26 protein-coding genes are annotated in these 25,669 nt (G+C 61.0%); 22 read left to right on the forward strand and 4 right to left on the reverse strand.

Annotated elements, in window-relative coordinates; translation table 11 throughout:
* Window position 1 precedes the first annotated feature (1 nt).
* From livF to ACUXAC_RS22845, 8 genes are all read left to right on the forward strand, one after another.
* The gene (gene livF / locus ACUXAC_RS22810; RefSeq protein WP_047729392.1) at window positions 2-703 is read left to right on the forward strand and encodes a high-affinity branched-chain amino acid ABC transporter ATP-binding protein LivF; all 702 of its coding nucleotides are present in this window, start codon (window positions 2-4) and stop codon (window positions 701-703) included.
* A 44-nt stretch (window positions 704-747) separates the two neighbouring features.
* Window positions 748-1,935 carry an aminotransferase-like domain-containing protein gene (locus tag ACUXAC_RS22815; protein ID WP_141971650.1) on the forward strand — a complete coding sequence of 396 codons (1,188 nt, stop codon included), beginning with the start codon at window positions 748-750 and terminating at the stop codon, window positions 1,933-1,935.
* 312 nt (window positions 1,936-2,247) lie between these two features.
* Complete coding sequence (ugpB, locus tag ACUXAC_RS22820) at window positions 2,248-3,567, forward strand: sn-glycerol-3-phosphate ABC transporter substrate-binding protein UgpB (RefSeq protein ID WP_387444085.1); 1,320 nt, start codon at window positions 2,248-2,250, stop codon at window positions 3,565-3,567.
* 78 nt (window positions 3,568-3,645) lie between these two features.
* Window positions 3,646-4,533, forward strand: coding sequence for a sn-glycerol-3-phosphate ABC transporter permease UgpA (ugpA, locus tag ACUXAC_RS22825; protein WP_015376293.1), 888 nt, complete (start codon window positions 3,646-3,648; stop codon window positions 4,531-4,533).
* Complete coding sequence (gene ugpE, locus ACUXAC_RS22830; RefSeq protein ID WP_019455301.1) at window positions 4,530-5,375, forward strand: sn-glycerol-3-phosphate ABC transporter permease UgpE; 846 nt, start codon at window positions 4,530-4,532, stop codon at window positions 5,373-5,375. Before ugpA ends, ugpE begins: the two co-directional genes overlap by 4 nt.
* Before the next feature lie 5 nt (window positions 5,376-5,380).
* Window positions 5,381-6,451 carry a sn-glycerol-3-phosphate import ATP-binding protein UgpC gene (locus ACUXAC_RS22835; RefSeq protein ID WP_060441195.1) on the forward strand — a complete coding sequence of 357 codons (1,071 nt, stop codon included), beginning with the start codon at window positions 5,381-5,383 and terminating at the stop codon, window positions 6,449-6,451.
* Window positions 6,451-7,188 (forward strand): glycerophosphodiester phosphodiesterase, encoded by a 738-nt coding sequence (gene ugpQ, locus ACUXAC_RS22840; protein ID WP_387444089.1) that lies wholly within the window; start codon window positions 6,451-6,453, stop codon window positions 7,186-7,188. The genes ACUXAC_RS22835 and ugpQ overlap by 1 nt, the downstream gene beginning before the upstream one ends.
* Window positions 7,189-7,248: 60 nt before the next feature.
* Window positions 7,249-8,205, forward strand: a complete 957-nt coding sequence (locus tag ACUXAC_RS22845; protein ID WP_049202434.1) for an AEC family transporter — start codon at window positions 7,249-7,251, stop codon at window positions 8,203-8,205.
* Here the strand turns inward: ACUXAC_RS22845 and ACUXAC_RS22850 are convergent.
* The gene (locus ACUXAC_RS22850; RefSeq protein ID WP_038874168.1) at window positions 8,186-8,515 is read right to left on the reverse strand and encodes a hypothetical protein; all 330 of its coding nucleotides are present in this window, start codon (window positions 8,513-8,515) and stop codon (window positions 8,186-8,188) included. The two genes, ACUXAC_RS22845 and ACUXAC_RS22850, sit on opposite strands and share 20 nt — an antisense overlap.
* A gap of 151 nt (window positions 8,516-8,666) precedes the next feature.
* Here ACUXAC_RS22850 and ACUXAC_RS22855 point away from each other — a divergent pair, with 151 nt between their 5' ends.
* A complete protein-coding gene (locus tag ACUXAC_RS22855) occupies window positions 8,667-9,527 on the forward strand; it encodes a carboxylate/amino acid/amine transporter (protein WP_197848224.1) in 861 nt (286 codons plus the stop codon).
* 35 nt (window positions 9,528-9,562) lie between these two features.
* Here ACUXAC_RS22855 and metR read toward each other — a convergent pair whose 3' ends face one another.
* Window positions 9,563-10,507, reverse strand: a complete 945-nt coding sequence (gene metR, locus ACUXAC_RS22860; protein ID WP_038874173.1) for an HTH-type transcriptional regulator MetR — start codon at window positions 10,505-10,507, stop codon at window positions 9,563-9,565.
* A 90-nt stretch (window positions 10,508-10,597) separates the two neighbouring features.
* Between metR and metE the strand changes: the two genes are divergently transcribed.
* A complete protein-coding gene (gene metE / locus ACUXAC_RS22865) occupies window positions 10,598-12,886 on the forward strand; it encodes a 5-methyltetrahydropteroyltriglutamate--homocysteine S-methyltransferase (protein ID WP_387444094.1) in 2,289 nt (762 codons plus the stop codon).
* 84 nt (window positions 12,887-12,970) lie between these two features.
* Here the strand turns inward: metE and ACUXAC_RS22870 are convergent, their stop codons facing one another.
* The gene (locus tag ACUXAC_RS22870; protein WP_038874174.1) at window positions 12,971-13,798 is read right to left on the reverse strand and encodes a dienelactone hydrolase family protein; all 828 of its coding nucleotides are present in this window, start codon (window positions 13,796-13,798) and stop codon (window positions 12,971-12,973) included.
* Between the two features lie 487 nt (window positions 13,799-14,285).
* Between ACUXAC_RS22870 and udp the strand changes: the two genes are divergently transcribed.
* The 12 genes from udp (at window position 14,286) to hemB (ending at window position 24,906) form a co-directional block, all read left to right on the forward strand.
* Window positions 14,286-15,047, forward strand: coding sequence for a uridine phosphorylase (udp, locus tag ACUXAC_RS22875; RefSeq protein WP_004934432.1), 762 nt, complete (start codon window positions 14,286-14,288; stop codon window positions 15,045-15,047).
* Window positions 15,048-15,177: 130 nt separating this feature from the next.
* Entirely contained in the window at window positions 15,178-15,960 is a 783-nt protein-coding gene (locus ACUXAC_RS22880) for a tyrosine-protein phosphatase (RefSeq protein WP_049209368.1), read from the forward strand.
* Between the two features lie 79 nt (window positions 15,961-16,039).
* The gene (locus ACUXAC_RS22885) at window positions 16,040-16,570 is read left to right on the forward strand and encodes a DedA family protein (protein ID WP_019455291.1); all 531 of its coding nucleotides are present in this window, start codon (window positions 16,040-16,042) and stop codon (window positions 16,568-16,570) included.
* Between the two features lie 140 nt (window positions 16,571-16,710).
* Entirely contained in the window at window positions 16,711-18,258 is a 1,548-nt protein-coding gene (rmuC, locus tag ACUXAC_RS22890) for a DNA recombination protein RmuC (protein ID WP_387444100.1), read from the forward strand.
* Between the two features lie 78 nt (window positions 18,259-18,336).
* Window positions 18,337-19,092 (forward strand): bifunctional demethylmenaquinone methyltransferase/2-methoxy-6-polyprenyl-1,4-benzoquinol methylase UbiE, encoded by a 756-nt coding sequence (gene ubiE / locus ACUXAC_RS22895; protein ID WP_025304918.1) that lies wholly within the window; start codon window positions 18,337-18,339, stop codon window positions 19,090-19,092.
* A gap of 13 nt (window positions 19,093-19,105) precedes the next feature.
* The gene (ubiJ, locus tag ACUXAC_RS22900) at window positions 19,106-19,714 is read left to right on the forward strand and encodes a ubiquinone biosynthesis protein UbiJ (RefSeq protein WP_060424142.1); all 609 of its coding nucleotides are present in this window, start codon (window positions 19,106-19,108) and stop codon (window positions 19,712-19,714) included.
* A complete protein-coding gene (gene ubiB, locus ACUXAC_RS22905; RefSeq protein WP_038874180.1) occupies window positions 19,711-21,342 on the forward strand; it encodes a ubiquinone biosynthesis regulatory protein kinase UbiB in 1,632 nt (543 codons plus the stop codon). The genes ubiJ and ubiB overlap by 4 nt, the downstream gene beginning before the upstream one ends.
* 80 nt (window positions 21,343-21,422) lie before the next feature.
* On the forward strand, window positions 21,423-21,686 hold the full coding sequence (gene tatA / locus ACUXAC_RS22910; RefSeq protein WP_004934452.1) for a Sec-independent protein translocase subunit TatA: 264 nt from the start codon (window positions 21,423-21,425) through the stop codon (window positions 21,684-21,686).
* A gap of 3 nt (window positions 21,687-21,689) precedes the next feature.
* On the forward strand, window positions 21,690-22,259 hold the full coding sequence (gene tatB / locus ACUXAC_RS22915) for a Sec-independent protein translocase protein TatB (RefSeq protein ID WP_060424141.1): 570 nt from the start codon (window positions 21,690-21,692) through the stop codon (window positions 22,257-22,259).
* Window positions 22,260-22,262: 3 nt separating this feature from the next.
* Window positions 22,263-23,033, forward strand: a complete 771-nt coding sequence (tatC, locus tag ACUXAC_RS22920; protein ID WP_004934456.1) for a Sec-independent protein translocase subunit TatC — start codon at window positions 22,263-22,265, stop codon at window positions 23,031-23,033.
* Between the two features lie 53 nt (window positions 23,034-23,086).
* On the forward strand, window positions 23,087-23,869 hold the full coding sequence (tatD, locus tag ACUXAC_RS22925; RefSeq protein ID WP_070915677.1) for a 3'-5' ssDNA/RNA exonuclease TatD: 783 nt from the start codon (window positions 23,087-23,089) through the stop codon (window positions 23,867-23,869).
* 14 nt (window positions 23,870-23,883) lie between these two features.
* The gene (gene hemB, locus ACUXAC_RS22930; RefSeq protein WP_387444108.1) at window positions 23,884-24,906 is read left to right on the forward strand and encodes a porphobilinogen synthase; all 1,023 of its coding nucleotides are present in this window, start codon (window positions 23,884-23,886) and stop codon (window positions 24,904-24,906) included.
* Window positions 24,907-24,951: 45 nt separating this feature from the next.
* Here the strand turns inward: hemB and rfaH are convergent, their stop codons facing one another.
* Window positions 24,952-25,440 carry a transcription/translation regulatory transformer protein RfaH gene (gene rfaH, locus ACUXAC_RS22935; protein WP_004934466.1) on the reverse strand — a complete coding sequence of 163 codons (489 nt, stop codon included), beginning with the start codon at window positions 25,438-25,440 and terminating at the stop codon, window positions 24,952-24,954.
* Between the last annotated feature and the right edge of the window lie 229 nt (window positions 25,441-25,669).

Raw genomic sequence — 25,669 nt, forward strand, 5'->3', positions numbered from 1 at the left:
TATGTTGTCATTCAATCAGGTATCCGCCCATTACGGCAAAATTCAGGCGCTGCATCAGGTTAGTCTCACGATAAGCCAGGGGGAAATCGTGACGTTAATCGGCGCCAACGGCGCCGGTAAAACCACGCTGCTCGGCACCCTGTGCGGCGAGCCGCGCGCCAGCGAAGGCAGCATCGTCTTTCAGAACCAGGACATCACCCAGTGGCAAACCTCGCACATCATGCGCGAAGCGGTGGCGATCGTGCCGGAAGGGCGGCGCGTCTTCTCGCGCATGACGGTGGAAGAAAACCTGGCGATGGGCGGCTTCTTCGCCGATCGCCGGCAGTATCAACAGCGCATCGAACGGGTGTTCACTCTGTTCCCGCGCCTGCTGGAACGCCGAAGCCAGCGTGCCGGCACCATGTCCGGCGGCGAGCAGCAGATGTTGGCCATCGGCCGCGCGCTGATGAGCCAGCCGAAGCTGCTGCTGCTCGACGAGCCCTCGCTCGGGCTGGCGCCGATCATCATCCAGCAGATTTTCGACATCATTCAGCAGCTGCGGGAAGAGGGCATGACCATCTTCCTGGTGGAACAAAACGCCAATCAGGCGCTGAAATTGGCGGACCGCGGTTATGTGCTGGAAAACGGCCGCGTGGTGTTGGAAGATACGGGGGCTGCATTGTTAGCCAACGAAGCAGTGAGGTCGGCGTATCTGGGCGGTTAATCCGCCCCCCTACGAATTAAAATAATCAGGTACGAGAAGAAGAAATGAAGACAGAAGGGTTACTCGCGCAGCGCATCGTTAACGTAAAAAGTTCGGCCATCCGTGAATTGCTTAAACACAGCAAGATGGAACACGTCATTTCGCTGGCGGGCGGCATCCCCTCTGATGCGCTGTTCGATTTCGAAGGATTGAGCATCGCCACCCAGCAGGCGATCACCGAACAGCCGAAAAGCGCGTTCCAGTATGGCCTGACCGAGGGCAGCCCGCTGCTGCGTGAGCGCATTTGCGCGCTGTGCGCCGAGCGCGGCGTCACCGCTGGCGCGGAAGAGGTGATGGTCACCGCCGGCTCGCAGCAGGCATTGGATTTGGTGATGCGCGCCATCGTCAACCCCGGCGACGTGTTCGTGGTGGAGCGCCCGACCTACCTGGCGGCGCTGCAAACGTTGGAGCTGGCGGAAGCCAACATCATGTCGGTCTCGTCCGACAGCGACGGCATGGTGGTGGAAGAGCTGGCCGAGCTGCTGAAAACCCAGCGCATCAAGGGCGTGTACGTGGTGCCGAACTTCGGCAACCCCAGCGGCATCACTCTGAGCGCCGAGCGCCGCGAACTGCTGGTGAAGCTGGCCGCCGAACATAACTTCCTGATCATCGAAGACGATCCGTACGGCGAGCTGCGTTTTACCGAAGAGCGCCACCCGACGCTGCATCAGGTGTCGCAGCGGGTGCTGGGCAACACCGACCACATCATCTATACCTCGACCTTCTCCAAGATCCTGGCGCCGGGCCTGCGGTTGGGCTGGGCGATCCTGCCGCCGTTCCTGCTGCATAAAGTGGCGATCATCAAGCAGGCGGCGGATCTGCACGCCAGCGCGCTGTCGCAGAGCATCGTCGAATGCTACCTCGGCCTGGGCCGCCTGCCGGCGCAGATCGACAAGATCCGCGCCGCCTACAAACAGAAGGGCGAGATCCTGGCCGGTTTGGTGGAGCAGGAGCTGGGCGACTACATCACCTTCGATAAGCCGAAGGGCGGCATGTTCCTGTGGGCACGTTTCCGCCAGCCGTTCAACGCCACCGAATGGCTGAACGCTACCCTGCAGCAGGGCGTGGTGTTCGTGCCGGGGGAATACTTCTTCTCCGACAACCCGGATCGTTCGACCTTCCGCCTGTCGTTCGCCACCGCCACCGAACAGCAGATGCAGGAAGCGGTGGCGCGTCTGCGCCGTTCGCTGTAATCCTCGCGGCGGCGGAGCCCATGCCCGCCGCCGACATCAAACCGCCATCTTCACTTCACCTTGCCGTCATGTGGCTGTCATATAACGGTTATTTTTCTGTCATCCGCGCATGGCATGTTATCCCCCGTCATCTTTCGAGCCGCAGCGTTGTTGGCTGCCCGACTGCCCCCCTGTCACTTAGTTAGCTAAGCTCCAGGGTGCCAGCAGGTTGCCGCCTAGCTGCAACTCGAAAGCTATAGGGGGCACTCCCTCATCAAGAATTGATTCTTTTCGCTCACGCGCTTTTACACCAGCTTTTTTCAGGAGTTAGGCATGCTCACCTACGCTATTCGCAAAACCACGCTGTGCGTCGCGTTGACCCTGGCGGTCAGCACTCAGGCGCTGGCGGCGACCGAGATCCCGTTCTGGCATTCGATGGAAGGCGAACTGGGTAAGGAAGTGGATTCCCTGGCGGAGCGCTTCAACCAGTCGCACAGCGACGTCAAGATTGTGCCGGTTTATAAAGGCAACTACGAACAGAGCCTGGCGGCGGGTATCGCCGCTTACCGCTCCGGCAAGGCGCCGGCGATCCTGCAGGTTTACGAGGTGGGTACCGCCACCATGATGGCCAGTAAGGCCATCAAACCGGTCTACGAGGTGTTTAAAGAGGCCGGCATCAACTTCGACGAGTCGGTGTTCGTGCCGACGGTAGCCGGCTATTACACCGACAACAAGAGCGGCCATCTGCTGTCTCAGCCGTTCAACAGCTCCACGCCGGTGCTGTACTACAACAAAGACGCCTTCAAGAAGGCCGGCCTGAACCCGGACCAGCCGCCGAAAACCTGGCAGGAGCTGGCGGCGGATACCGCCAAGCTGCGTGAGGCCGGCATGAAGTGCGGCTACGCCAGCGGCTGGCAGGGCTGGATCCAGCTGGAGAACTTCAGCGCCTGGCACGGCGTGCCGTTCGCCAGCGAAAACAACGGGTTCGGCGGCACCAACGCCAAGCTGGAGTTCAACAAGCCGCTGCAGGTCAAGCACATCGAGCTGCTGGAGGCGATGAACAAGAAGGGCGATTTCACCTACTTCGGCCGCAAAGACGAATCCACCGAGAAGTTTTATAACGGCGACTGCGCCATCACCACCGCTTCTTCCGGTTCGCTGGCGGACATCAAGCACTACGCCAAATTCAACTACGGCGTCGGCATGATGCCGTACGACGCTGACGCGAAAAACGCGCCGCAGAACGCCATCATCGGCGGGGCCAGCCTGTGGGTGATGAACGGCAAAGACGCCGCCACCTACAAGGGCGTGGCCGAGTTCCTGCAGTACCTGGCGCAGCCGGAAATCGCCGCCGAATGGCACCAGAAGACCGGCTATCTGCCGATCACCACCGCGGCTTACGATCTGACCAAGCAGCAGGGCTTCTACGACAAGAACCCGGGTGCCGACGTCGCCACTCGCCAGATGCTGAACAAGCCGCCGTTGCCGTTCACCAAGGGCCTGCGCCTGGGCAACATGCCGCAGATCCGCAGCGTGGTGGATGAGGAACTGGAAGGCGTGTGGACCGGTAAGAAAACGCCTCAGCAGGCGTTGGACGCCGCCGTGCAGCGCGGTGACGTGCTGCTGCGCCGTTTCGAAGCATCAACCAAGTAACCCTGCGTCGCGGGCCCGTCCGATCGGGCTCGCGTCTTCACGCCAATCCTTCCGTACCCGATTAATGGTTTAACTGCTATGTCATCTTCCCGTCCCGGTTTCGGCTGCAGCTGGTTGCCCTATGCGTTGGTGCTGCCGCAGCTGCTGATTACCGCCGTCTTCTTTTTATGGCCCGCCGGCGAGGCGCTGTGGTATTCGGTGCAGAGCCTCGATCCGTTCGGCCTGTCCAGCCAGTTTGTTGGGCTGGATAACTTTAAGCAGCTGTTTCAGGATCCTTACTATCTCGACTCGTTCTACACCACGCTGATCTTCAGCTTCCTGGTGGCGGGCATCGGGCTGGCGGTGTCGCTGTTCTTCGCCGCGCTGGTGGACTACGTGCTGCGCGGCAGCCGCCTCTATCGCACGCTGATGATCCTGCCCTATGCGGTGGCACCGGCGGTGGCGGCGGTGCTGTGGATCTTTCTGTTCAACCCCGGCCTGGGGTTGATCACCCATTTCCTCAACGGGCTGGGCTATAACTGGAACCATGCGCAAAACAGCGGCCAGGCGATGTTCCTGGTGGTGCTGGCCTCGGTATGGCAGCAGATAAGCTATAACTTCCTGTTTTTCCTCGCGGCGCTGCAGTCGATCCCGCGCTCGCTGGTGGAGGCGGCGGCCATCGACGGCGCCGGCCCGGTGCGGCGTTTCTTCCATCTGGTGCTGCCGCTGATCGCGCCGGTGAGCTTCTTCCTGCTGGTGGTCAATCTGGTGTACGCCTTCTTCGATACCTTCCCGGTGATCGACGCCGCCACCGGCGGCGGGCCGGTGCAGTCCACCACCACGTTGATCTACAAGATCTACCGCGAAGGCTTCGCCGGATTGGATCTCTCCAGCTCTGCCGCGCAGTCGGTGATCCTGATGCTGCTGGTGATCGGCCTGACGGTGATCCAGTTCCGCTTTGTTGAACGTAAGGTGCGCTATCAATGATTGAGAATCGACGCGGGCTGGATATCTTCAGCCATGTGATGCTGATTATCGGCGTGCTGGTGGTGCTGTTCCCGCTGTACGTGGCCTTTGTCGCCGCCACGCTGGACGACAAGCAGGTGTTTCAGGTACCGATGACGCTGGTGCCCGGCGGCCACCTGTGGGAGAACATCCGCAATATCTGGCAGGGCGGCGTGGGCAACCTCAAGGTGCCGTTCTCGCTGCTGCTGCTGAACAGCGTGATCATGGCGCTGGCGATCACCTTCGGCAAAATTGCGGTGTCGGTGCTGTCGGCTTACGCCATCGTGTACTTCCGCTTTCCGCTGCGCAGCCTGTTCTTCTGGCTGATTTTCCTCACCCTGATGCTGCCGGTGGAGGTGCGTATTTTCCCGACGGTGGAGGTGATCTCCAACCTCAACCTGCTGGACAGCTACACCGGCCTGACGCTGCCGTTGATGGCCTCGGCCACCGCGACCTTCCTGCTGCGTCAGTTCTTCATGACGCTGCCGGATGAGCTGCTGGAGGCGGCGCGCATCGACGGCGCCGGGCCGATGCGTTTCTTCTGGGACATCGTGCTGCCGCTGTCGAAAACCAATCTGGCGGCGCTGTTCGTCATCACCTTTATCTACGGCTGGAACCAATACCTGTGGCCGATCCTGATCACCAGCGACGCCTCGATGGGCACCGCGGTGGCGGGCATCAAGAGCATGATCTCCACTTCCGGCGCGCCGACCCAGTGGAACCAGGTGATGGCGGCGATGATTCTGACTTTATTGCCACCGCTGGCGGTGGTGCTTCTGATGCAGCGCTGGTTTGTGCGCGGCCTGGTTGATAGCGAGAAATAACGACGATGGCAGGATTAAAACTACAGGCGGTCACCAAGTCTTACGACGGTAAAACGCCGGTGATCAAACAGATCGACCTCGATGTGGCGGACGGCGAATTCATCGTGATGGTCGGCCCGTCCGGCTGCGGCAAATCCACGCTGCTGCGGATGGTGGCCGGGCTGGAACGTACCACCAGCGGCGATATCTATATCGATACCCGGCGCGTGACCGATCTGGAGCCCAAGGATCGCGGCATCGCGATGGTGTTCCAGAACTACGCGCTCTATCCGCACATGAGCGTGTACGACAACATGGCCTACGGCCTCAAGATCCGCGGATTCGGCAAGGATCATATCCGCCAGCGGGTGGAGGAGGCGGCGCGCATCCTGGAGCTGGAGCCGTTGCTTAAACGCAAACCGCGCGAGCTTTCCGGCGGCCAGCGCCAGCGCGTGGCGATGGGGCGCGCCATCGTGCGCGAACCGGCGGTATTCCTGTTCGATGAGCCGCTGTCCAACCTGGACGCCAAGCTGCGGGTGCAGATGCGCCTGGAGCTGCAACAGCTGCATCGTCGTCTGAAAACCACCAGCCTGTACGTGACGCACGATCAGGTGGAAGCGATGACGCTGGCGCAGCGGGTCATCGTAATGAACAAGGGCGTGGCGGAACAGATCGGCACCCCGAGCGAAGTGTACCAACGGCCGGCTTCGCTGTTTGTCGCGGGCTTTATCGGATCGCCGGCGATGAACCTCTTGCCCGGCATCCTCAGCGCCGACGGCGGCCAGCTGCTGCTGGCGGACGGCATGGCGCTGCCGTTGCCGGCGGCCAAACCGCAGTGGGCGGGGCGGCAGTTGACGTTGGGCATTCGGCCGGAGCATATTCAACGGGTGGCGCAAGGCCAGGGCGTGCCGCTGCAGCTGCAGACGCTGGAACTGCTGGGGGCCGACAATCTGGCGCACGGCCAGTGGGGCGGCCACGGGGTGATCGCGCGGCTGTCGCACGAAACCTTGCCGGCGGCGGGCAGTACGCTATATTTGCAGCTGCCTGCTCAGGCGCTGCACTTCTTTGACACCCATAGCGGATTACGGATGGATTGATGACTAGACCCTGGCCTTACCCTCATATCGTCGCCCACCGCGGCGGCGGTTCTCTGGCGCCGGAAAACACCCTGGCGGCGATCGACGTCGGCGCGCGCCACGGCCACAAGATGATCGAGTTCGATGCCAAGCTGGCGCAGGACGGGCAAATTTTCCTGCTGCACGACGACACGCTGGATCGCACCAGCAACGGTTGGGGCGTGGCGGGCGAGCTGCCGTGGGACAAACTGGTGCAGCTGGACGCCGGCAACTGGTACAGCTCGGCCTTCAAGGGCGAGCGGTTGCCGCTGTTGTCGGAGGTGGCGGAACGCTGCCAGGAACACGGCCTGATGGCCAATATCGAGATCAAGCCGACCACCGGCAGCGACGATGAAAGCGGCCGGGTGGTGGCGCTGGCGGCGCGGCTGCTGTGGCAAGGGCAGACCGATCCGCTGCTTTCCTCCTTCTCGGTAGAAGCGTTGGCGGCGGCGCAGCGCACCGTGCCGGATTTGCCGCGCGGCCTGCTGCTCGAGGCCTGGGACGACAACTGGCGCGAGCTGACCGGACGCCTGGACTGCGTCTCGCTGCATATCGATCACAAAGCGCTGACCGCCGAGCGGGTAAAAGCGTTGAAAGACGCCGGGCTGCGCATTCTGGTGTACACCGTCAACCAACCGGATCGCGCGCGCCTGCTGCTCGACTGGGGCGTTGACTGCATTTGCACCGACCGGATAGATTTGATCGGCCCGGATTTTTAATCCGGCACCGATGAATCCCGCGACGACAAGCCTTGCCGCCGCACCACCGGAAGGAATGCGATGCCTGGCTTTATCCTGTCACTGTGGCACCAGATCGTGCTGTCTTTACCGCTGTTCGTCCTGATTGCGTTGGGTTATGGGCTGATTCGCTGGGGGAAATGGCCTGCCAGCATCACCGATGGCCTGACGCGCTTCGTGTTTTCCCTCGCCTTGCCCGCCATGCTGTTTCGCATGATGTGCGACTTCTCGCAGCGCCCGGCGGTCGACGCCCGGCTGCTGATCGCGTTCTTCGGCAGTTGCCTGATCGTGTTCGTGCTTGGCCGCCTCGTCGCCCGGCATCTCTTCCGGCTGGATGGCGTCGCCGGATCGGTGTTTGCGCTGGGCGGTATTTTCTCCAATAACGTGATGCTCGGCTTGCCGATCGCCGGCGTGATGCTGGGGGAGGCGGCGATCCCGTCGGTGGCGCTGGTGCTGGTGTTCAACGGCCTGATCCTGTGGACGCTGGTGACGGTGTCGATCGAATGGGCGCGCAATGGTTCGCCGACGCTGAGCGGTTTCGTTAAAACCGCGCGTAGCGTGCTGACCAATCCGCTGATCGTCGGCATCTTGTCCGGCACCCTGTTCAGCCTGACCGGCCTGCCGCTGCCGGCCTTCGTCGATCGGCCGGTCAGCATGCTCGGCCAGGTGGCGGCGCCGCTGTCGCTGGTGGTGCTGGGCATGGGGCTTGCCGAGTACCGCATCAGCGAAGGCTGGCAGCTGAGCAGCGCCATCTGCGTGCTGAAGTTGCTGGTGCAGCCGCTAGTGATTTGGCTGCTGGCCTGGATGATGGATCTGCCGCCGATGGAAACCCGCGTTGTGGTGCTGCTGGGGTCGATGGCGGTGGGGGTGAACGTCTACCTGATGTCGCGCCAGTTCAATACGCTCACCGGCCCGGCCGCCACCAGCCTGGTGATGTCCACCGTGCTGGCGGCGATCACCACGCCGCTGATCCTCACCGTTATGGGCGTGCGGGCGTAGCCGGCATCGGTGCCTGCGGCACCGCCGGCGCGGTGCGATTGAACGGATCGCGCGGCTGATTGCCATTAGGCAGCAGTTGCCCGCCGTTCGGCGTGGTTTGCATCAGCTGTTGCCGCTGATTGTCGAACTGCCGCTGTTGCTGCAGGCGGCGTTGGTCCATTTGCCGATTGTTCAACAGGCGCTGTTGCTGGGCCTGCTGGCTGCTTTGGTTGAGAAACTGCTGCTGTGAACGCAGATCGGTTACGCCGTTGGCCGCCGCAGCCAGGCCGGGCAGCCACAGCAGGGCGAACAGGATGTGAGAAGTTTTCATGATGGTTACCTCGCCTTTTTATTAAGCCTAACCCAGCGGTGAAATTTTGCCGGTAGTTTATCTTTTGTTCGGATGTAAACCGCCTTTTCACCAACGCGGTGCGCATCTTCCGTTACAATCGCCCTTTCGGTCTTTTTAGGGTGAACCCATCGTGCTGCTTTTGGTTATAACCACCATTCTGTGGGCATTTTCTTTCAGCCTGATTGGCGAGTACCTGGCGGGCCACGTCGACAGCGGATTCTCGGCGCTGGTGCGCATCGGGCTGGCGGCGCTGGTGTTTCTGCCGTTTCTGCGTTGGCGCAACATCAAACTCAAGGTGATCCTGCTGTATATGCTGGTGGGCGCCTTCCAGTTGGGCATCATGTACCTGTTCAGCTTCCGCGCCTATCTGTACCTGACGGTGCCGGAATTCCTGCTGTTCACCGTGCTGACGCCGCTGTACATCACGCTGATCTACGACTTGCTGAGCGGCCGACGCCTGCGTTGGGGCTATGTCTTCAGCGCGTTGCTGGCGGTGCTGGGCGCGGCGATTATCCGTTATCACCAGCTGAGTGAGCATTTCTGGTGGGGGCTGCTGTTGGTGCAGGTGGCGAATATCAGCTTCGCCATCGGCATGGTCGGCTATAAGCGCCTGATGGAAGTGCACCCCTTGCCGCAGCACACCGCATTTTCCTGGTTCTACCTGGGGGCGGCGGCGGTGGCGGTGGTGGCCTGGTTCCTGTGGGGCAATCCGCAGCAGCTGCCGACCACCAATCTGCAGTGGGGCGTGCTGATCTGGCTGGGCGTGGTGGCGTCGGGGCTGGGCTACTTCATGTGGAACTACGGCGCGACGCAGGTGGATGCCGGCACGCTCGGCATCATGAACAATATGCATGTGCCGGCCGGTTTGTTGGTCAACCTGGCCATCTGGCAACAGCAGCCGCACTGGCCGAGCTTTATCATCGGCGGGGCGGTGATCGTCGCTTCGCTGTGGGTGCATCGCCGCTGGGTGGCGCCGAAACAGCTCGGCTAAGCGGGCGGGCCACCCCGGCCGGGGGGCCCGAAAGTTTATACGCCGGCCGCCAACGCTTTGGCGCCGGTCGCGCCGGGACGTGCGGCGTCGCGCACAAACGGCAGATGATCGCAGGCGTGCTGGCGGGCCGAGCGGATAAAGGCTTCGGTCACTGCCTGGCGCTGTTCACCGTCGCGCACGGCGGCATACAGGCGGCTCCACAGGCCGTCACCCAGGGTTTTGGTCACCACCAGACCCTGCTGTTCGAAACTCTCCACCACCCAGTGCGGCAGCGCCGCAATCCCCATTCGCGCCGATACCATCTGGATCAGCAGCAGCGTGTTATCGACGTTCTTCAACGCCGGGCTGACGCCCGCCGGCTGCAGAAAATGCCGCCAGATATCCAGCCGTTGGCGCTGCACCGGGTAAATCAACAGCGTTTCGTCACTCAAGTCTTCCGGTTCGATGTGCGGTCTGCCGGCCAGCGGATGATCCGGCGCCAGCACCAGGCGCACCTCGAAATCGAACATCGGCGAATAGTGCAGGCCGCTGCGCGGCAGAATATCCGACGTCATCACCAGATCCAGTTCGCCCTGTTGCAAGGCCGGTTGCGGATCGAAAGTCACGCCGGAAGTGAAGTCCATTACCACCTGCGGGAAACGCCGGCGGAAGTTGTCCAGCGCCGGCGTCAGCCACTGAATGCAGCTGTGGCATTCGATGGCGATGCGCAGCGTGGTCTGATGCGGCTCGTGGCAGGCCTGCAGCGCCTGCTGGATCTGCGGCAGCACCTGCTCCGCCAGCTGCAGCAGGATCTCGCCCTGGGCGGTGAAGCGCAGGGGCTGGCTCTTGCGCACGAACAGCTTGAAGCCCAGACGTTGTTCAAGATCGCTGAACTGGTGCGACAGGGCAGACTGCGTCTGATGAAGTTGGGCCGCCGCCCCCGCCAGCGAACCGCTGTTGCGCAGGGCCTGCAGCGTCCGTAAATGTTTCAGTTCGATCATGAGAGTCCTTCACATTGACAGTGAATAAATTGCGCTTGTGGTTAATACAGTACCTGCTGATTATGGATGTGTAAACATCTGGATGGCTAAATGGGGAATATGACGATGGCAATTTTGAATCACACACTGGGTTTTCCTCGCGTTGGGCTACGACGTGAGCTGAAAAAAGCTCAGGAAAGCTACTGGGCCGGCAACTCAACGCAGGAAGAGCTGTTGGCGGTTGGCCGCGAGCTGCGCGCTCGTCATTGGCAGCAGCAACAGCAGGCCGGGGTGGATTTGGTGCCGGTCGGCGATTTCGCCTGGTACGATCAAGTGTTGACCACCAGCCTGCTGCTGGGCAACGTGCCGGCGCGCCATCAGAATGCGGATGGTTCGATCGATCTGGACACGCTGTTTCGCATCGGCCGTGGCCGCGCACCGACCGGCGAGCCGGCGGCCGCGGCGGAAATGACCAAATGGTTCAACACCAACTATCACTACATGGTGCCCGAATTCCAGCAAGGCCAGCAGTTCAAGCTGGGCTGGACTCAGCTACTGGACGAAGTGGACGAAGCGCTGGCGCTCGGCCATCGCATCAAGCCGGTGCTGTTGGGCCCGGTGACCTATCTGTGGCTGGGTAAGGTGAAGGGCGAGCCGTTCGACCGCCTGTCGCTGCTGAAAGACATCCTGCCGGTTTACCAACAGGTGCTGGCCGAGCTGGCGAAACGCGGCGTCGAGTGGGTGCAAATTGACGAGCCTGCGCTGGTGCTGGAGCTGCCGCAAGCCTGGCTGGATGCGTTCAAACCGGCTTACGACGCGCTGCAGGGGCAGGTGAAGCTGCTGCTGACCACGTATTTCGACAGCGTCGGCCACAACCTCGATACCGTCCGCACGCTGCCGGTGCAGGGGCTGCACGTCGATCTGGTCGCCGGCCATGACGATATTGCCGCGCTGAGCGCCGCACTGCCGAACGACTGGCTGCTGTCGCTGGGGGTCATCAACGGCCGCAACGTCTGGCGCGCCGATCTGAGCCGCTGGTTCGAACGTCTTCAGCCGCTGGTGAGCACCCGCCCACTGTGGATCGGCAGCTCCTGTTCACTGCTGCACAGCCCGATCGACCTGAGCGTGGAAAGCCGTCTGGACGAAGAAGTGAAAAGCTGGTTCGCCTTCGCGCTGCAAAAATGCGCCGAGCTGGCGCTGTTGAGCTCGGCGCTGAACGCGCCTGACGCGGCCAAGCAGGCTGAACTGGATGCCTACAGCGCACCGATCCGCGCCCGCCGTCAGTCGAGCCGTGTGCACAACCCACAGGTTGAGCGTCGCCTGGCCGCGATCACCGCGCAGGACAGCGAACGCCACAGCGCTTACGCCGAGCGCGCCAGGGCGCAGCGCGAGCGTTTCAACCTGCCGGCCTGGCCGACCACCACCATCGGTTCGTTCCCGCAGACCACCGAGATCCGCGGCCTGCGTCTGGACTTCAAACAGGGCCGTTTGGACGGCAACAACTACCGCACCAGCATCGGTGAGCACATCAAACAGGCGATCGTCGAGCAGGAGCGCCTCGGGCTGGACGTGCTGGTGCACGGTGAAGCCGAGCGTAACGACATGGTGGAGTATTTCGGCGAGAACCTGGACGGCTTCGTGTTTACCCAAAACGGCTGGGTGCAGAGCTACGGCTCCCGCTGCGTGAAGCCACCGGTCATCATCGGCGACGTCAGCCGCCCGGAAGCCATCACCGTCGAATGGGCCAAATTCGCCCAGTCGCTGACCGACAAGCCGGTGAAAGGCATGCTGACCGGGCCGGTGACCATCCTGTGCTGGTCGTTCCCGCGTGAAGACGTGACCCGCGAAGTGATTGCCAAGCAGATTGCGCTGGCGCTGCGCGACGAGGTGGAAGATCTGGAAAAAGCCGGTATCGGCATCATCCAGATCGACGAACCCGCCCTGCGCGAAGGGCTGCCGCTGCGCCAATCCGACTGGGCCGCTTACCTGAACTGGGCGGTGGACGCCTTCAAACTGAACGCCGCCGTGGCGCGGGACGACACCCAGATCCACACCCACATGTGTTATTGCGAATTCAACGACATCATGGACTCCATCGCCGCGCTGGACGCCGACGTGATCACCATCGAGACCTCGCGTTCCGATATGGATCTGCTGGAAGCCTTCAAAGAGTTCGAATACCCGAACGAAATCGGGCCGGGCGTCTACGATATCCACTCGCCGAACGTGCCGAGCGTGGAATGGATTGAAGCGCTGCTGCGTAAAGCGGCGCAGAACATCCCGGCGGAACGCCTGTGGGTTAACCCGGATTGCGGCCTGAAAACCCGCGGCTGGCCGGAAACCCGGCAGTCGCTGGCCAACATGGTATTGGCGGCACAGCGCCTGCGCGAGCACGCGTGATGCCGTGCGGCGGATAAACCGCCGCTTATAGATTTACTGGTGTGATGATTGGGCGCTTCGGCGCCCTTTTTTATGCGCGGGAAATTATTTGACGCCGTGCTGGGCGAACCATGCCAGCATGCGCTGCCAGCCGTCTTGCGCCGCTTCGGCGTTGTAGCTGGGACGATAATCGGCGTTGAACGCATGCCCGACTTCGGGATACACCACGATTTCGGCCTCGGCGTTGGCGGCGCGGATCGCCTGACGCATGGTTTCCACCGTCTCCAGCGGGATGCCGCTGTCCTGCCCGCCATACAGCCCCAGCACCGGCGCCGACAGGTGGGTGGCGACGTCGACCGGCTGCTTCGGTGAATTCAGCGTTTTCTCACCGACCAGTTTGCCGTACCAGGCGACCGCCGCCTTCAACTGCGGGTTATGCGCCGCGTACAGCCAGGTGATGCGGCCACCCCAGCAAAAACCGGTGATCGCCAGCTTGCCGGCGTCGCCGCCGTGGCGGATAGCCCAGTGTGCGGCGTGATCCAGATCCGACAGCACCTGACGATCCGGCACCTTGGTGACCAACTGCTGGAACAGCTCGCCGATATCGGTGTAGTCGTTGGCGTCGCCCTGGCGGAAATAGAGCTCGGGCGCGATCGCCAGATAGCCCTGCTTGGCCAGGCGGCGGCACAGATCCTGAATATGTTCATGGACGCCGAAGATTTCCTGCACCACCAGCACGATGGGGAAAGGGCCGCTCTGGTCGGCGGGTTTGGCGACGTAGGCCGGCAGCGCGTCGCCCTGAGAAGGAATGGTCGTTTGCCCGGCGTGAATGCCCTGTTCGTCGGTGATAATCGCGGAGGCGGCCAACGGCGCGGCGGCCGGGGCGAATCCCCCCTGAGCCTGTTCTAATGTCATCACATGTTCGGTTTTCATTGCGGTCTCCGTGCAATAGAAAAAAGCGCTGAGATTAACTATAGGAAAGATTATCCATTATTGGCGCTGCGTGGCGCACTTTCGGACAAGTTGATAAAAAACGGCTAATTATCTGGCTTTGCGGCATTTTTAAGCGCTTTTTATCATGTTATTACGCGTTTTGGCCCGCGTAAGTGCCATAAGGTGCGTTAGAGGGCTTTTTTGTCCCTAAGCAGCCGATAAGATGAGGGTATTTCGAATTGATCAGCTAAATAGTTTCAGCCGGCAACCAACGGGCAGAGGGCGGCAAGATTTGTCGGCTAGACTGAGGTATAGCGGTGCGCTCTAGGGGCGTTACAGTGCTTTTTTGTGATAAAAATCACAAAAAATATGTAGCATGTAATTTGTTTCTCTTTTCATAGTGACTATCGTCACGAAATTAAGCGGCGATTTTCAGTAGAGTGCTTTTTTGTTCCTCCCAATAAACATGATCCATGAGGAGTCTCGTATGTCTCAGTCTGACGTTTTTCATCTCGGCCTCACCAAGAACGATTTACAAGGGGCCCAGCTTGCCATCGTGCCGGGCGATCCGCAGCGCGTAGAGAAGATTGCCAAGCTGATGGAAAATCCGGTGCATCTGGCCTCCCATCGTGAATTCACTACCTGGCGCGCGGAGCTGGACGGCAAGGCGGTGATCGTCTGCTCTACCGGTATCGGTGGCCCGTCTACCTCTATCGCGGTGGAAGAGCTGGCGCAGCTGGGCATTCGCACTTTCCTGCGCATCGGCACCACCGGCGCCATTCAGGCGAACATCAACGTCGGTGACGTGCTGGTCACCACGGCGGCGGTACGCCTCGACGGCGCCAGCCTGCACTTTGCGCCGATGGAGTTCCCGGCAGTCGCTGACTTCGCCTGCACCACCGCGCTGGTGGAAGCGGCCAAGGCCAGCGGCGCTACCACGCACATTGGCGTGACCGCCTCCTCCGATACCTTCTATCCGGGCCAGGAGCGTTACGACACTTACTCCGGCCGCGTGGTCAGCCGCTTCAAAGGCTCGATGGAAGAGTGGCAGGCGATGGGCGTGATGAACTATGAAATGGAATCCGCCACGCTGTTGACCATGTGCGCCAGCCAGGGCCTGCGTGCCGGCATGGTGGCTGGGGTGATCGTCAACCGCACCCAGCAAGAGATCCCGAACGCCGAGACCATGAAAAACACCGAAAGCAAAGCGGTGCAGATCGTGGTGGACGCCGCCCGCCGCCTGCTGTAATCGCCTTTCCCCCAACGGGCCGCCGACGCGGCCCGTTTTTCCATTCGCGGCGAATCTGTTACGGTGATACTCCTCAGCGCTGCACCGATGGCTGCCGCGCGTTGTCATAACAAAAACAACGAGGACGTTTATGACCGCCCAGATCCTGCTTCATCCTTCGCTCGCGCCGCTCGACGGCGGCATCAATTTCCGCGACTTCGGCGGCAACGGCGTGGCCGACGGGCGCCGCATCAAGCGCGGCCTGCTGTTCCGCTCCGGTTCCCTCGAGCGGCTGACGGAAAACGACTGCACCTTTCTCGCCGGCGTGCCGGTGCGCTCGGTGCTGGACTACCGCGATGCCGACGAGGTGCAGGCCAAGCCGGATATTCTGTGGAATGGCGCCGATTATCACCACGTGCCGGCCAACCCGCTGAGCAGCGAAGTCAACGCCAACCTGGAGAAGCTCACCAACGAGACGCTGGCCGCCTTCGATGCCCGCGCGTTCATGCTGGAGCTGTATCGCCGCCTGCCGTTCGGCAATGCGGCCTATCAGCGGCTGGCGCAGCTGTTGAGCAATCCTGGCGGCGGCGCCATCGTACAGCACTGCGCGGTCGGCAAGGATCGCACCGGGGTCGGTTCGGCACTGGTGCTGTTCGCGCTGGGGGCCGACGAAGCGACGGTGCTGGAAGACTATCTGCTGACCGAAACCACGCTGGCCACTTTCCGCGAGCAGATGCTGGATCAGCTGTCTATCAAGCTGAATGCGGCGGCGCTGGAGCAATTCGCCTACGTGCTCAGCGCGCGCGAGGAGTTCCTGATGACGGCGTTGGGCTGCATCCGTCAGCAATACGGTTCCACCGACCGCTGGCTGGAAGCGGAATACGGCCTGGGCGCAGCCCAGCGCGAAGCGCTGCAGGCGTTCTACCTCGAGTAAATCGCCGCGCGTTTAGCCGGGGTTTAACTCGCCCCGGCCTATCCTAGGCGGCGAATTATCGCGTATCAGGAGCCCCGCATTGAGCCTCAATGACGTTATCAACTGGGTCAGCGACGTCGTGCGTCAGCACGAAGGCTGGGCCATTCCCATCATCTTTTTCCTGGCGTTCGGCGAGTCGCTGGCGTTTTTGTCGCTGCTGCTGCCGGCCACGGTGATCCTGCTGGCGCTGGGCGCGCTGATCGGCGAAAGCGGCATCGCCTTTTGGCCGATTTGGGCCGCTGCCGCCGTCGGGGCGTTTTTCGGCGACTGGCTCTCTTACTGGATCGGCTATCACTATCAGGACCGGGTGGCGCATATGTGGCCGCTGTCGCGCAATCCGCAGCTGCTGGCGCGCGGCCACGCGTTCTTTGAACGCTGGGGCGTGCTGGGCATCTTCATCGGCCGCTTTTTCGGCCCGCTGCGCGCCGTGGTGCCGCTGGTGGGCGGCATTTGCGGCATGCCGCAGCGTTATTTCCAGTTAGCCAACGTCACGTCGGCGATGATCTGGGCGTTCGGCATTCTGGCGCCGGGGGCATTCGGCATCAAGTGGCTCAGCCAGTGGCTGGGCTGATTTCTCGCTAAATTGCGCAGCGCCGCGCAATATTGTGCGCGGCGGGCAAAATCAGGCTGGACATCCATACAGGCTCCCCTTAACGTGACGGGCAATGGGCGTGCGAAACGCCGGAACGGCAAGGTGCAACAGGAGGCAGGGTGGATACCAGTCTGATTTATGGGATTGGCGGCGTAACGATCGGCATGCTGTTGGGGTGGTTGATCGCCAGTCTGCGGGTGCAACAGACGAATGCGCAGCATGAAACCGAGCTGCGGTTGCTGGAGCAAGCGTTGCAGCAGGCGCAGCAGGAAACGGCGGCGCGGCAGGAGGCTCTGCAGCGCCACGAGCAGCAGCTGCGGCAGAGCGAGCTGGAGCTGCGTAACCTGCACAGCCAGCTGGCGGCCGGGCATGAAAAGCTTCAACAGCTCAACCATTGGCACAACGAATGCGAATTGCTCAATCAGGAGCTGCGCGCCCAGCGCGAGGTTAACAGCGCGCAGGAGGCCGAGCTGCGCGAAGTCACCATCCGTCTGGAAGAGACGCGCATGGCGGCGGAGGAGAAGCAGCGCCTGCTTATCAACAGCGAACAACGCCTCACCACCCAGTTTGAAAACCTCGCCAACCGCATTTTTGAACACAGCGGCCGCAAGGTGGACGAGCAAAATAAGCAAAGCTTGGATCGGTTGCTGCTGCCGCTGCGTGAACAGCTGGACGGTTTCCGCCGTCAGGTGCAGGACAGCTTTGGTCAGGAGGCGCGGGAACGTCACACGCTGACGCACGAAATACGTAATCTGCAGCAGTTGAACGCACAGATGGCGCGCGAGGCCATTAACCTCACCAAGGCGCTTAAAGGCGACAACAAAACGCAGGGCAACTGGGGCGAAGTGGTGCTGAGCCGGGTGCTGGAGGCCTCCGGCCTGCGCGAAGGGCACGAGTATGAAACGCAGGTCAACGTGCGGGTGGATCACCAGAGCCGCATGCAGCCCGATGTGATCGTGCGCCTGCCGCAGGGCAAGGACGTGGTGATCGACGCCAAGATGTCGCTGATCGCCTACGAGCGCTATTTCAACGGTGAAGACGAGGTGGAGCGCGAAGCGGCGCTGAGCGAACATATCGCCTCGCTGCGCGGCCACATTCGCATGCTGGGCCGCAAGGATTATCAGCAGCTGCCGGGACTGCGCTCGCTGGATTATGTGCTGATGTTCATTCCGGTGGAGCCCGCCTTCCTGCTGGCTATCGATCGCGAACCGGAGCTGATCAGCGAAGCGCTCAAGCACAACATCATGCTGGTCAGCCCGACCACGTTGCTGGTGGCGCTGCGCACTATCACCAACCTGTGGCGCTATGAGCATCAAAGTCAGAACGCCCAGCGCATCGCCGATCGCGCGGCGAAACTGTATGACAAGATGCGGCTGTTCGTGGACGATATGTCCGCGCTGGGGCAGAGCCTGGACAAAGCGCAGGGCAGTTATCGTCAGGCGATGAACAAACTGAGCGAAGGCCGTGGTAACCTTATCGGCCAAATTGAAGGTTTCCGCGCGTTGGGGGTTGAGGTCAAACGGCCGATCAACCCGCTGCTGACGCAGCAAGCCGGCGCGCAACACGATGAAGCGGAAGAGGCGAACGACGATGATGTCGCCGCGCTGCCGCAGACGAAAGACGATGACGATACCGCCGGGGAACCGGGCTTCGTTTCGCACGGCTGAGGCCGTGGCGAGGTGGGGTATTCCCCAGGCTTCTGGTACACTCATCCACACAAAATTGACTGAATAGCAGGCAGGACAATGGCAGATCAACCGCAGGAAACCACCGATTTCGGTTTTCGCACCGTCGCTAGAGACGAAAAACAGGCCATGGTGGCGGACGTTTTTCATTCGGTAGCGGCAAAGTATGACGTGATGAACGACCTGATGTCGTTCGGCATCCACCGTATCTGGAAGCGTTTCACCATTGACTGCAGCGGCGTGCGCCGTGGGCAGCGCGTGCTGGATCTGGCCGGCGGTACCGGCGATCTGGCGGCCAAGTTCTCCCGCATGGTCGGCGAGCAGGGGCAGGTGGTGCTGGCGGACATCAACGATTCGATGCTGAAGATGGGACGCGAGAAGCTGCGCGATCGCGGCATCGTCGGCAACATCAATTACGTGCAGGCCAACGCCGAAGCGCTGCCGTTCCCGGACAATTACTTCGATTGCATCACCATCTCCTTTGGCCTGCGCAACGTCACCGACAAAGACAAAGCGCTGCGCTCGATGTTCCGCGTACTGAAGCCGGGCGGCCGCCTGCTGGTGCTGGAATTCTCCAAGCCGCTGCTGGCGCCGCTGAGCAAAGCTTACGATGCCTACTCGTTCCACGTATTGCCGAAGATCGGCGAGCTGGTGGTGAAGGATCCGGACAGCTACCGCTACCTGGCGGAATCGATCCGCATGCACCCCGATCAGGAAACTCTGAAGGGCATGATGGGCAACGCCGGTTTTGAAAACGTCACCTATTTCAACCTGACCGGTGGGATTGTCGCCCTGCATCGCGGCTTCAAGTTCTGATAGGGAGATGCCGATGCTGTTTACCCCTCTGCTGACCGGTGCGCTGGAAACCTCGCTGAATAATCTGCTGTTTCGCGATCGCAGCATGAAAGCCGCTCGCCAACGCCTGGCGGGCAAGGTGCTGCGTATCGAACTGGAAGAGCTGGCTTCACCGCTGGTGCTGGTGTTCAGCGAACTGCGCGTGGACGTGCTGGGCCAGTCTGAGGACAGCGCCGATTGCACCGTGCGCAGCCGCATTCCCGCCTTACTGAAGCTGCGCGATCGCCAGCAGTTGCCGGTGCTGATGCGCAGCGGCGAATTGACGGTGGAAGGCGATATTCAGGTGGTGCAACAGCTGGTTGGCCTGCTCGATCTGGCGGAGTGGGATCCGGCGGAGTGGCTGGCGCCCTATATCGGCGATATCGCCGCCCAGGGCATTACGCAGGCGCTGGGAAAAGGCGCCTCGCTGCTGAAAACCGGCTTTATGCGCCGGCAGCAGGACATGGCGGAGGCGTTGACGGAAGAGTGGCGTCTGGCACCGGGGCCGCTGGAAGTGGTGTGGTTCAACGAGGAAGTTGATGCACTCGCCCGCAGCGCGGAAGCGCTGTCTGCCCGCATGGACAAGTTGGAGGGCAAGCGATGACCCCAGGCGAACTGCGCCGTTTGTATTTTATCGTCCGCGTTTTTCTCAGCTATGGGCTGGACGAACTGATCCCTAAAATGCGTTTGACGCTGCCGCTGCGCTTCGGCCGCCGGTTGCTGTTCTGGATGCCGAATCGGCACAAGGACAAGCCGCTGGGTGAACGCCTGCGGCTGGCGCTGCAGGAGCTGGGGCCGGTCTGGATCAAGTTCGGCCAGATGATGTCGACCCGCCGCGATCTGTTTCCGCCGCAGATTGCCGATCAGCTGACTTTGTTGCAGGACCGGGTCGCGCCTTTCGACGGCGCGCTGGCGCGTAAACATATCGAACTGGCGATGGGCGGCCCGCTGGAAACCTGGTTCGACGATTTCGATCAGCAGCCGTTGGCCTCTGCTTCGATCGCGCAGGTGCATACCGCGCGGCTCAAAACCACCGGCCAGGAAGTAGTGCTGAAGGTGATCCGGCCGGATATCGGGCCGATCATCAAGGCCGACGTGCGCCTGATGTACCGTTTGGCCGGCTGGGTGCCGAAGCTGTTGCCGGACGGCCGCCGTCTGCGCCCGCGCGAAGTGGTGCGCGAGTACGAGAAAACCCTGCTGGACGAATTGAACCTGCTGCGAGAAGCGGCCAACGCCATTCAGCTGCGCCGCAATTTCGACGGCAGCCCGATGCTGTACGTACCGGAAGTTTATTCCGACTACTGCCGTGAAAGCGTATTGGTGATGGAGCGCATCTACGGCATTCCAGTCTCGGATATCGCCACGCTGGAGCAGCAGGGCACCAACATGAAACTGTTGGCGGAACGCGGCGTTCAGGTGTTCTTTACCCAGGTATTCCGCGACAGCTTCTTCCATGCGGACATGCATCCCGGTAATATTTTCGTCAGCTACGAACATCCGGAAGATCCTTGCTATATCGGCATCGACTGCGGCATCGTCGGCTCGCTGAACAAGGATGATAAACGCTACCTGGCGGAAAATTTCATCGCCTTCTTCAACCGCGATTACCGCAAGGTGGCGGAACTGCACGTCGACTCCGGTTGGGTGCCGCGCGACACCAATGTGGAAGACTTTGAATTCGCCATCCGCACCGTGTGCGAGCCGATTTTCGAGAAACCGCTGGCGGAGATTTCCTTCGGCAACGTGCTGCTGAACCTGTTCAACACCGCACGCCGCTTCAATATGGAAGTGCAGCCGCAGCTGGTGTTATTGCAGAAGACCTTGCTGTATGTTGAAGGACTGGGGCGCCAGCTCTACCCGCAGCTGGATTTGTGGACCACGGCCAAGCCGTTCCTTGAGAGCTGGCTGCGCGATCAGGTCGGCATCCCTGCCGTGGTGCGCGCGCTGAAAGAAAAAGCACCGTTCTGGGCGGAGAAGCTGCCGGAACTGCCCGAGCTGTTTTACGACAGCCTGCAGCAGCATAAACTGTTGCAACAAAGCGTTGATAAGCTGACCAACCAAATGCAGGCTCAGCGGGTTCGTCAGGGGCAGTCACGTTATTTGTTCGGCGTTGGCGCTACACTCTTGGTAAGCGGCACGCTGTTGCTGCTGGGGCAAATCGAGGTGTTTCCTGCCTGGATGATGGCCGCCGGCATCGTATGCTGGGTGATTGGCTGGAAGCGAACCACCTGATTTAATTCGTCACTCTGGTAAAGTCGGCCCTATAATGCGGGCTGGCTTTGAAAGACCCTTTAAAATTAGAGGTAATTAAAATGGGCGGTATTAGTATTACGCAATTGTTGATCATCGCAGTGATCGTGGTGCTGCTGTTCGGTACCAAAAAACTGCGCACGCTGGGCTCCGATCTCGGCGCCTCGATCAAGGGCTTCAAGAAGGCGATCGGCGACGACACGCCGTCGACCCCCAACACGGCTGAGAAAAGCAGCCTGGATGACGCTGACTTCTCGGCCAAGCCTATTACCGATAAGCAGCCGGAAGTGAAACCGGAAGAGTCGAAGAACAAAGAGCAGGTATAAACCGTGTTTGACATTGGGTTTAGTGAGCTGCTGCTGGTGCTGGTGATCGGCCTGGTTGTTCTGGGGCCGGAACGGTTGCCGGTCGCGGTCAGAACGGTGTCGGGCTGGATCCGCGCGCTGCGCTCGCTGGCGGCCTCGGTGCAGCACGAACTGTCTCAGGAACTGAAGCTGCAGGAGCTGCAGGACAGCCTGAAAAAAGCGGAACAGGCCGGTTTGCAGAACCTGACGCCGGAGCTGAAGGCGTCAATGGATGAGCTGAAAGACGCGGCGGAATCATTGAAACGCACCTACCGGGGCGAGAAAGAAGAGCTGGCGAACACCATTCATAACCCGCAGGTCACCGATCCGGAAGCCTTGCACGACGGCGTGACGCCGGCGGAAGCGGCAACCAGCGCCAGCGCGCCCGCCGCCGTGCCAAAACCGGCAGCGGAGCCTGAGGCCGTCGCGCCTGTGTCACCGGCCGCGCCAGTGCCAGCGCAGCAGGCTAAAGCGCCGGTGGAAACCGCGCCGGCACCTGTCGAACCTGTTGCGGATAAAACCCCAGCGTCTCACCAACCTAGTGGCGATCGTTAATACATGGCTGTTGAAGATACCCAACCCCTTATCAGTCATCTGATAGAGCTGCGCAAGCGGCTATTGAACTCGATTATTTGCGTGCTGGCGGTGTTCGTGGTGCTGGTGTTTTTCGCCAACGACATCTACCAGCTGGTCTCTGCGCCGCTGCTCAAGCAGCTGCCGGCCGGGGCGAGCATGATCGCTACCGACGTGGCGTCACCGTTCTTTACGCCGATCAAGCTGACCATGATCGTCTCGGTGTTCGTCTCAGCGCCGATGATTCTGTATCAGGTGTGGGCATTCATCGCACCGGCGCTGTACAAGCATGAACGCCGCCTGATGATGCCGCTGCTGGTGTCCAGCAGCCTGCTGTTCTACCTCGGCATGGCTTTCGCCTACTTCATCGTGTTCCCGCTGGCCTTCGGCTTCTTTGCCAAGACCGCGCCGATGGGGGTGACCATTGCGACCGACATTAAAAACTACCTCGATTTCGTCATGGCGCTGTTTATGGCGTTTGGCGTCGCCTTCGAAGTGCCGGTCGCCATCATTCTGCTGTGCTGGAGCGGCGTCACCTCGCCGGAAGATCTGAAGAAGAAACGGCCGTATGTGTTGGTCGGCGCGTTTGTGGTCGGCATGCTGTTGACGCCGCCGGACGTGTTCTCGCAAACCCTGTTGGCAATACCGATGTATCTGCTGTTTGAAGTGGGGGTGTTCTTCGCTCGCTTCTATACCGGTAAACGTCGCCCGCAGGCGGAAGAAGAAGACGAGGGTGACGAACCCCCAGCACCCTGATCCACATTGATTGCGAAGCCGCCCATTGGGCGGCTTTTGCTTTGGAAAAAACCATGTTTGATATCGGCGTTAATCTCACTAGCAGCCAATTCGCCAAAGACCGCCAGGCGGTGGTGGAACGCGCCCGCGTTGCGGGCGTGACGGGGATGTTGATTACCGGCACCGATCTGGCGGAGAGCCGCGAGGCCGCCGAACTGGCGCAGCAACATGCGGGCTACGGTTGGTCTACCGCCGGCGTGCATCCGCACTACGCCAGCGGTTGGGATGAACACACCGCCGAGCAGATTTATGCGTTGGCCGCGCGCCCTGAAGTGGCGGCGATCGGCGAATGCGGCCTGGATTTCAATCGCAACTTCTCGACGCCCGCGCAGCAGGAAGCGGCGTTCACCGCGCAGCTGGCGCTGGCGGCGGAGTTGGCGCTGCCGGTGTTTCTCCACTGCCGCGACGCACACGCACGTTTTGCCGAGCTACTGACGCCGTGGTTGGATAAACTGCCCGCGGCCGTGGTGCACTGCTTCACCGGCACCGCCGAAGAATTAACAAGCTGCCTGTCGCTGGGCCTGTCGATCGGGATTACCGGTTGGGTCTGCGACGAGCGGCGCGGCCTGGAATTGCGCGCCCTGTTGCCGCAGATCCCGGCCGAGCGTCTGCTGCTGGAAACGGACGCCCCTTATTTGTTGCCCCGGGATTTACAACCTAAACCCGCATCTCGCCGCAACGAACCCTGTTTCCTGCCCCATATCGTGCATCAGGTCGCCGTCTGGCGACAGGAAGAGCCGCAATGGCTGGGGCAAAAAACCGATGAGAACGCCCGCCGGCTATTCCGGCTGGTTTGAGCTAGGAGAAAACTATGAGCTATGCATTTCCGGGTACCTTCCCTGGTCGCCGTATGCGCCGCGTGCGCCGTCATGACTTCAGCCGCCGCCTGGTCGCCGAAAACCAACTGACGGTCAACGACCTGATTTATCCGGTGTTTGTCATGGAAGGCAGCAACCGTCAGGAAGAAGTGGCCTCGATGCCGGGCGTATCGCGCATGACGATCGATCTGCTGGTCAAAGAAGCGGAAACCATTGCCAAACTCGGCGTGCCGGTGATCTCCCTGTTCCCGGTGATCGAGCCGGGCCTGAAATCGCTGCATGCGGAAGAAGCCTATAACCCGGAAGGGTTGGTGCAGCGCACGGTGCGCACGCTGAAAGACGCGGTGCCTGAGCTGGGCATTCTGACCGACGTAGCGCTCGATCCCTACACCACGCATGGGCAGGACGGGGTCATCGATGAGCAGGGCTATGTGATTAACGACGTGACCAAAGACATCCTGGTGCGTCAGGCGCTGTCCCATGCCGAAGCGGGTGCGGAAATCGTGGCGCCGAGTGACATGATGGACGGCCGCATCGGGGCGATCCGCGATCGTCTGGAATTGCAGGGCCTGGTGAATACCCAGATTATGGCCTATTCCGCCAAGTATGCTTCCTGTTACTACGGCCCGTTCCGCGATGCGCTGGGCTCCAGCGGCAACCTGAAGGGCGGCAACAAGAAGACCTATCAGATGGATCCGGCCAACAGCGACGAAGCGCTGCAGGAGATTGCACAGGATCTGCAGGAAGGCGCGGACATGGTGATGGTGAAACCGGGCATGCCGTACCTCGACGTCGTACGCCGCGTGAAGGATACCTTCGGCGTGCCAACCTTCGCTTATCAGGTGTCCGGCGAGTACGCGATGCATATGGCGGCGATTCAGAACGGCTGGCTGCAAGAACAACCTGCGGTGATGGAGTCGTTGATGTGTTTCAAACGCGCCGGCGCCGACGGTGTGTTGACCTACTTCGCCAAGCGTGTCGCCCAGTGGCTGCACGACGACGCGATGCGTCGTTAAGCGCCAACTGAGCCAACAAAAAGGCGCCTGAGGGCGCCTTTTGCATTACATCTTCTGGAACTGTCGGTTGTCGATGCTTTGACTGACCTGTTTGTTGATCAGGTTCAGCAACAACATGGAACGCGCCTCGCCGTCCGGCTCGGTGTAGATCGCCTGCAGCCCTTCGAATACGCCGTCGACGATCAGAACGGTATCCCCCGGCTGCGGGGTTTCCGGATCGACATAGGTTTCGCTGGCGTGCGTGCGCAGCTCATCGATCACCTTGCTCGGGATCACGCTCGGCAACGCGCCGAAACGCACGAAGTGGCTGACGCCGCGGGTGGCGCTGATGGTGGTGGTGTGAATGCGCTCCGGGTCGAACTCCACAAACAGATAGTTGGGAAACAGGGGTTCGCTGACCGCGATGCGCTTGCCGCGCACGATCTTTTCCAGCGTGATGATCGGGCTGAGGCAGTTTACCTGCTGCCGTTCCAGATGTTCCTGCGCTCGCAACAGCTGACCGCGTTTGCAATAAAGTAGATACCAGGATTCCATAATTTCACATGCCTTTCTGCCAGCCGGTAAGCATATCAAAAGCTATTCCGGATACATAGTGATGCAAGTTTCAGCGTGTAACATCACCTATCTCTATGAATATGCGGCTATTAGCGAGGGGTCACACACTTATCGATACGGCGCTGGTATAACAGAGGGCTGAAAATTTGTTACCGTCACAGTATGGCAAGGCGTTGCGCTACCGGCTGTGACGCTATTCATCGTTTTT

Source organism: Serratia sp. 121840015-1 (genome assembly GCF_053627655.1).

What these genes read in the sequence shown, in the direction of transcription:
- livF (WP_047729392.1), top strand. Translation starts at nt 2, where the DNA reads ATGTTGTCATTCAATCAGGTATCCGCCCATTACGGCAAAATTCAGGCG.
- ACUXAC_RS22815 (WP_141971650.1), top strand. Translation starts at nt 748, where the DNA reads ATGAAGACAGAAGGGTTACTCGCGCAGCGCATCGTTAACGTAAAAAGT.
- ugpB (WP_387444085.1), top strand. Translation starts at nt 2,248, where the DNA reads ATGCTCACCTACGCTATTCGCAAAACCACGCTGTGCGTCGCGTTGACC.
- ugpA (WP_015376293.1), top strand. Translation starts at nt 3,646, where the DNA reads ATGTCATCTTCCCGTCCCGGTTTCGGCTGCAGCTGGTTGCCCTATGCG.
- ugpE (WP_019455301.1), top strand. Translation starts at nt 4,530, where the DNA reads ATGATTGAGAATCGACGCGGGCTGGATATCTTCAGCCATGTGATGCTG.
- ACUXAC_RS22835 (WP_060441195.1), top strand. Translation starts at nt 5,381, where the DNA reads ATGGCAGGATTAAAACTACAGGCGGTCACCAAGTCTTACGACGGTAAA.
- ugpQ (WP_387444089.1), top strand. Translation starts at nt 6,451, where the DNA reads ATGACTAGACCCTGGCCTTACCCTCATATCGTCGCCCACCGCGGCGGC.
- ACUXAC_RS22845 (WP_049202434.1), top strand. Translation starts at nt 7,249, where the DNA reads ATGCCTGGCTTTATCCTGTCACTGTGGCACCAGATCGTGCTGTCTTTA.
- ACUXAC_RS22850 (WP_038874168.1), bottom strand. Translation starts at nt 8,515, where the DNA reads ATGAAAACTTCTCACATCCTGTTCGCCCTGCTGTGGCTGCCCGGCCTG.
- metR (WP_038874173.1), bottom strand. Translation starts at nt 10,507, where the DNA reads ATGATCGAACTGAAACATTTACGGACGCTGCAGGCCCTGCGCAACAGC.
- metE (WP_387444094.1), top strand. Translation starts at nt 10,598, where the DNA reads ATGGGGAATATGACGATGGCAATTTTGAATCACACACTGGGTTTTCCT.
- ACUXAC_RS22870 (WP_038874174.1), bottom strand. Translation starts at nt 13,798, where the DNA reads ATGAAAACCGAACATGTGATGACATTAGAACAGGCTCAGGGGGGATTC.
- udp (WP_004934432.1), top strand. Translation starts at nt 14,286, where the DNA reads ATGTCTCAGTCTGACGTTTTTCATCTCGGCCTCACCAAGAACGATTTA.
- ACUXAC_RS22880 (WP_049209368.1), top strand. Translation starts at nt 15,178, where the DNA reads ATGACCGCCCAGATCCTGCTTCATCCTTCGCTCGCGCCGCTCGACGGC.
- ubiE (WP_025304918.1), top strand. Translation starts at nt 18,337, where the DNA reads ATGGCAGATCAACCGCAGGAAACCACCGATTTCGGTTTTCGCACCGTC.
- ubiJ (WP_060424142.1), top strand. Translation starts at nt 19,106, where the DNA reads ATGCTGTTTACCCCTCTGCTGACCGGTGCGCTGGAAACCTCGCTGAAT.
- ubiB (WP_038874180.1), top strand. Translation starts at nt 19,711, where the DNA reads ATGACCCCAGGCGAACTGCGCCGTTTGTATTTTATCGTCCGCGTTTTT.
- tatA (WP_004934452.1), top strand. Translation starts at nt 21,423, where the DNA reads ATGGGCGGTATTAGTATTACGCAATTGTTGATCATCGCAGTGATCGTG.
- tatC (WP_004934456.1), top strand. Translation starts at nt 22,263, where the DNA reads ATGGCTGTTGAAGATACCCAACCCCTTATCAGTCATCTGATAGAGCTG.
- tatD (WP_070915677.1), top strand. Translation starts at nt 23,087, where the DNA reads ATGTTTGATATCGGCGTTAATCTCACTAGCAGCCAATTCGCCAAAGAC.
- hemB (WP_387444108.1), top strand. Translation starts at nt 23,884, where the DNA reads ATGAGCTATGCATTTCCGGGTACCTTCCCTGGTCGCCGTATGCGCCGC.
- rfaH (WP_004934466.1), bottom strand. Translation starts at nt 25,440, where the DNA reads ATGGAATCCTGGTATCTACTTTATTGCAAACGCGGTCAGCTGTTGCGA.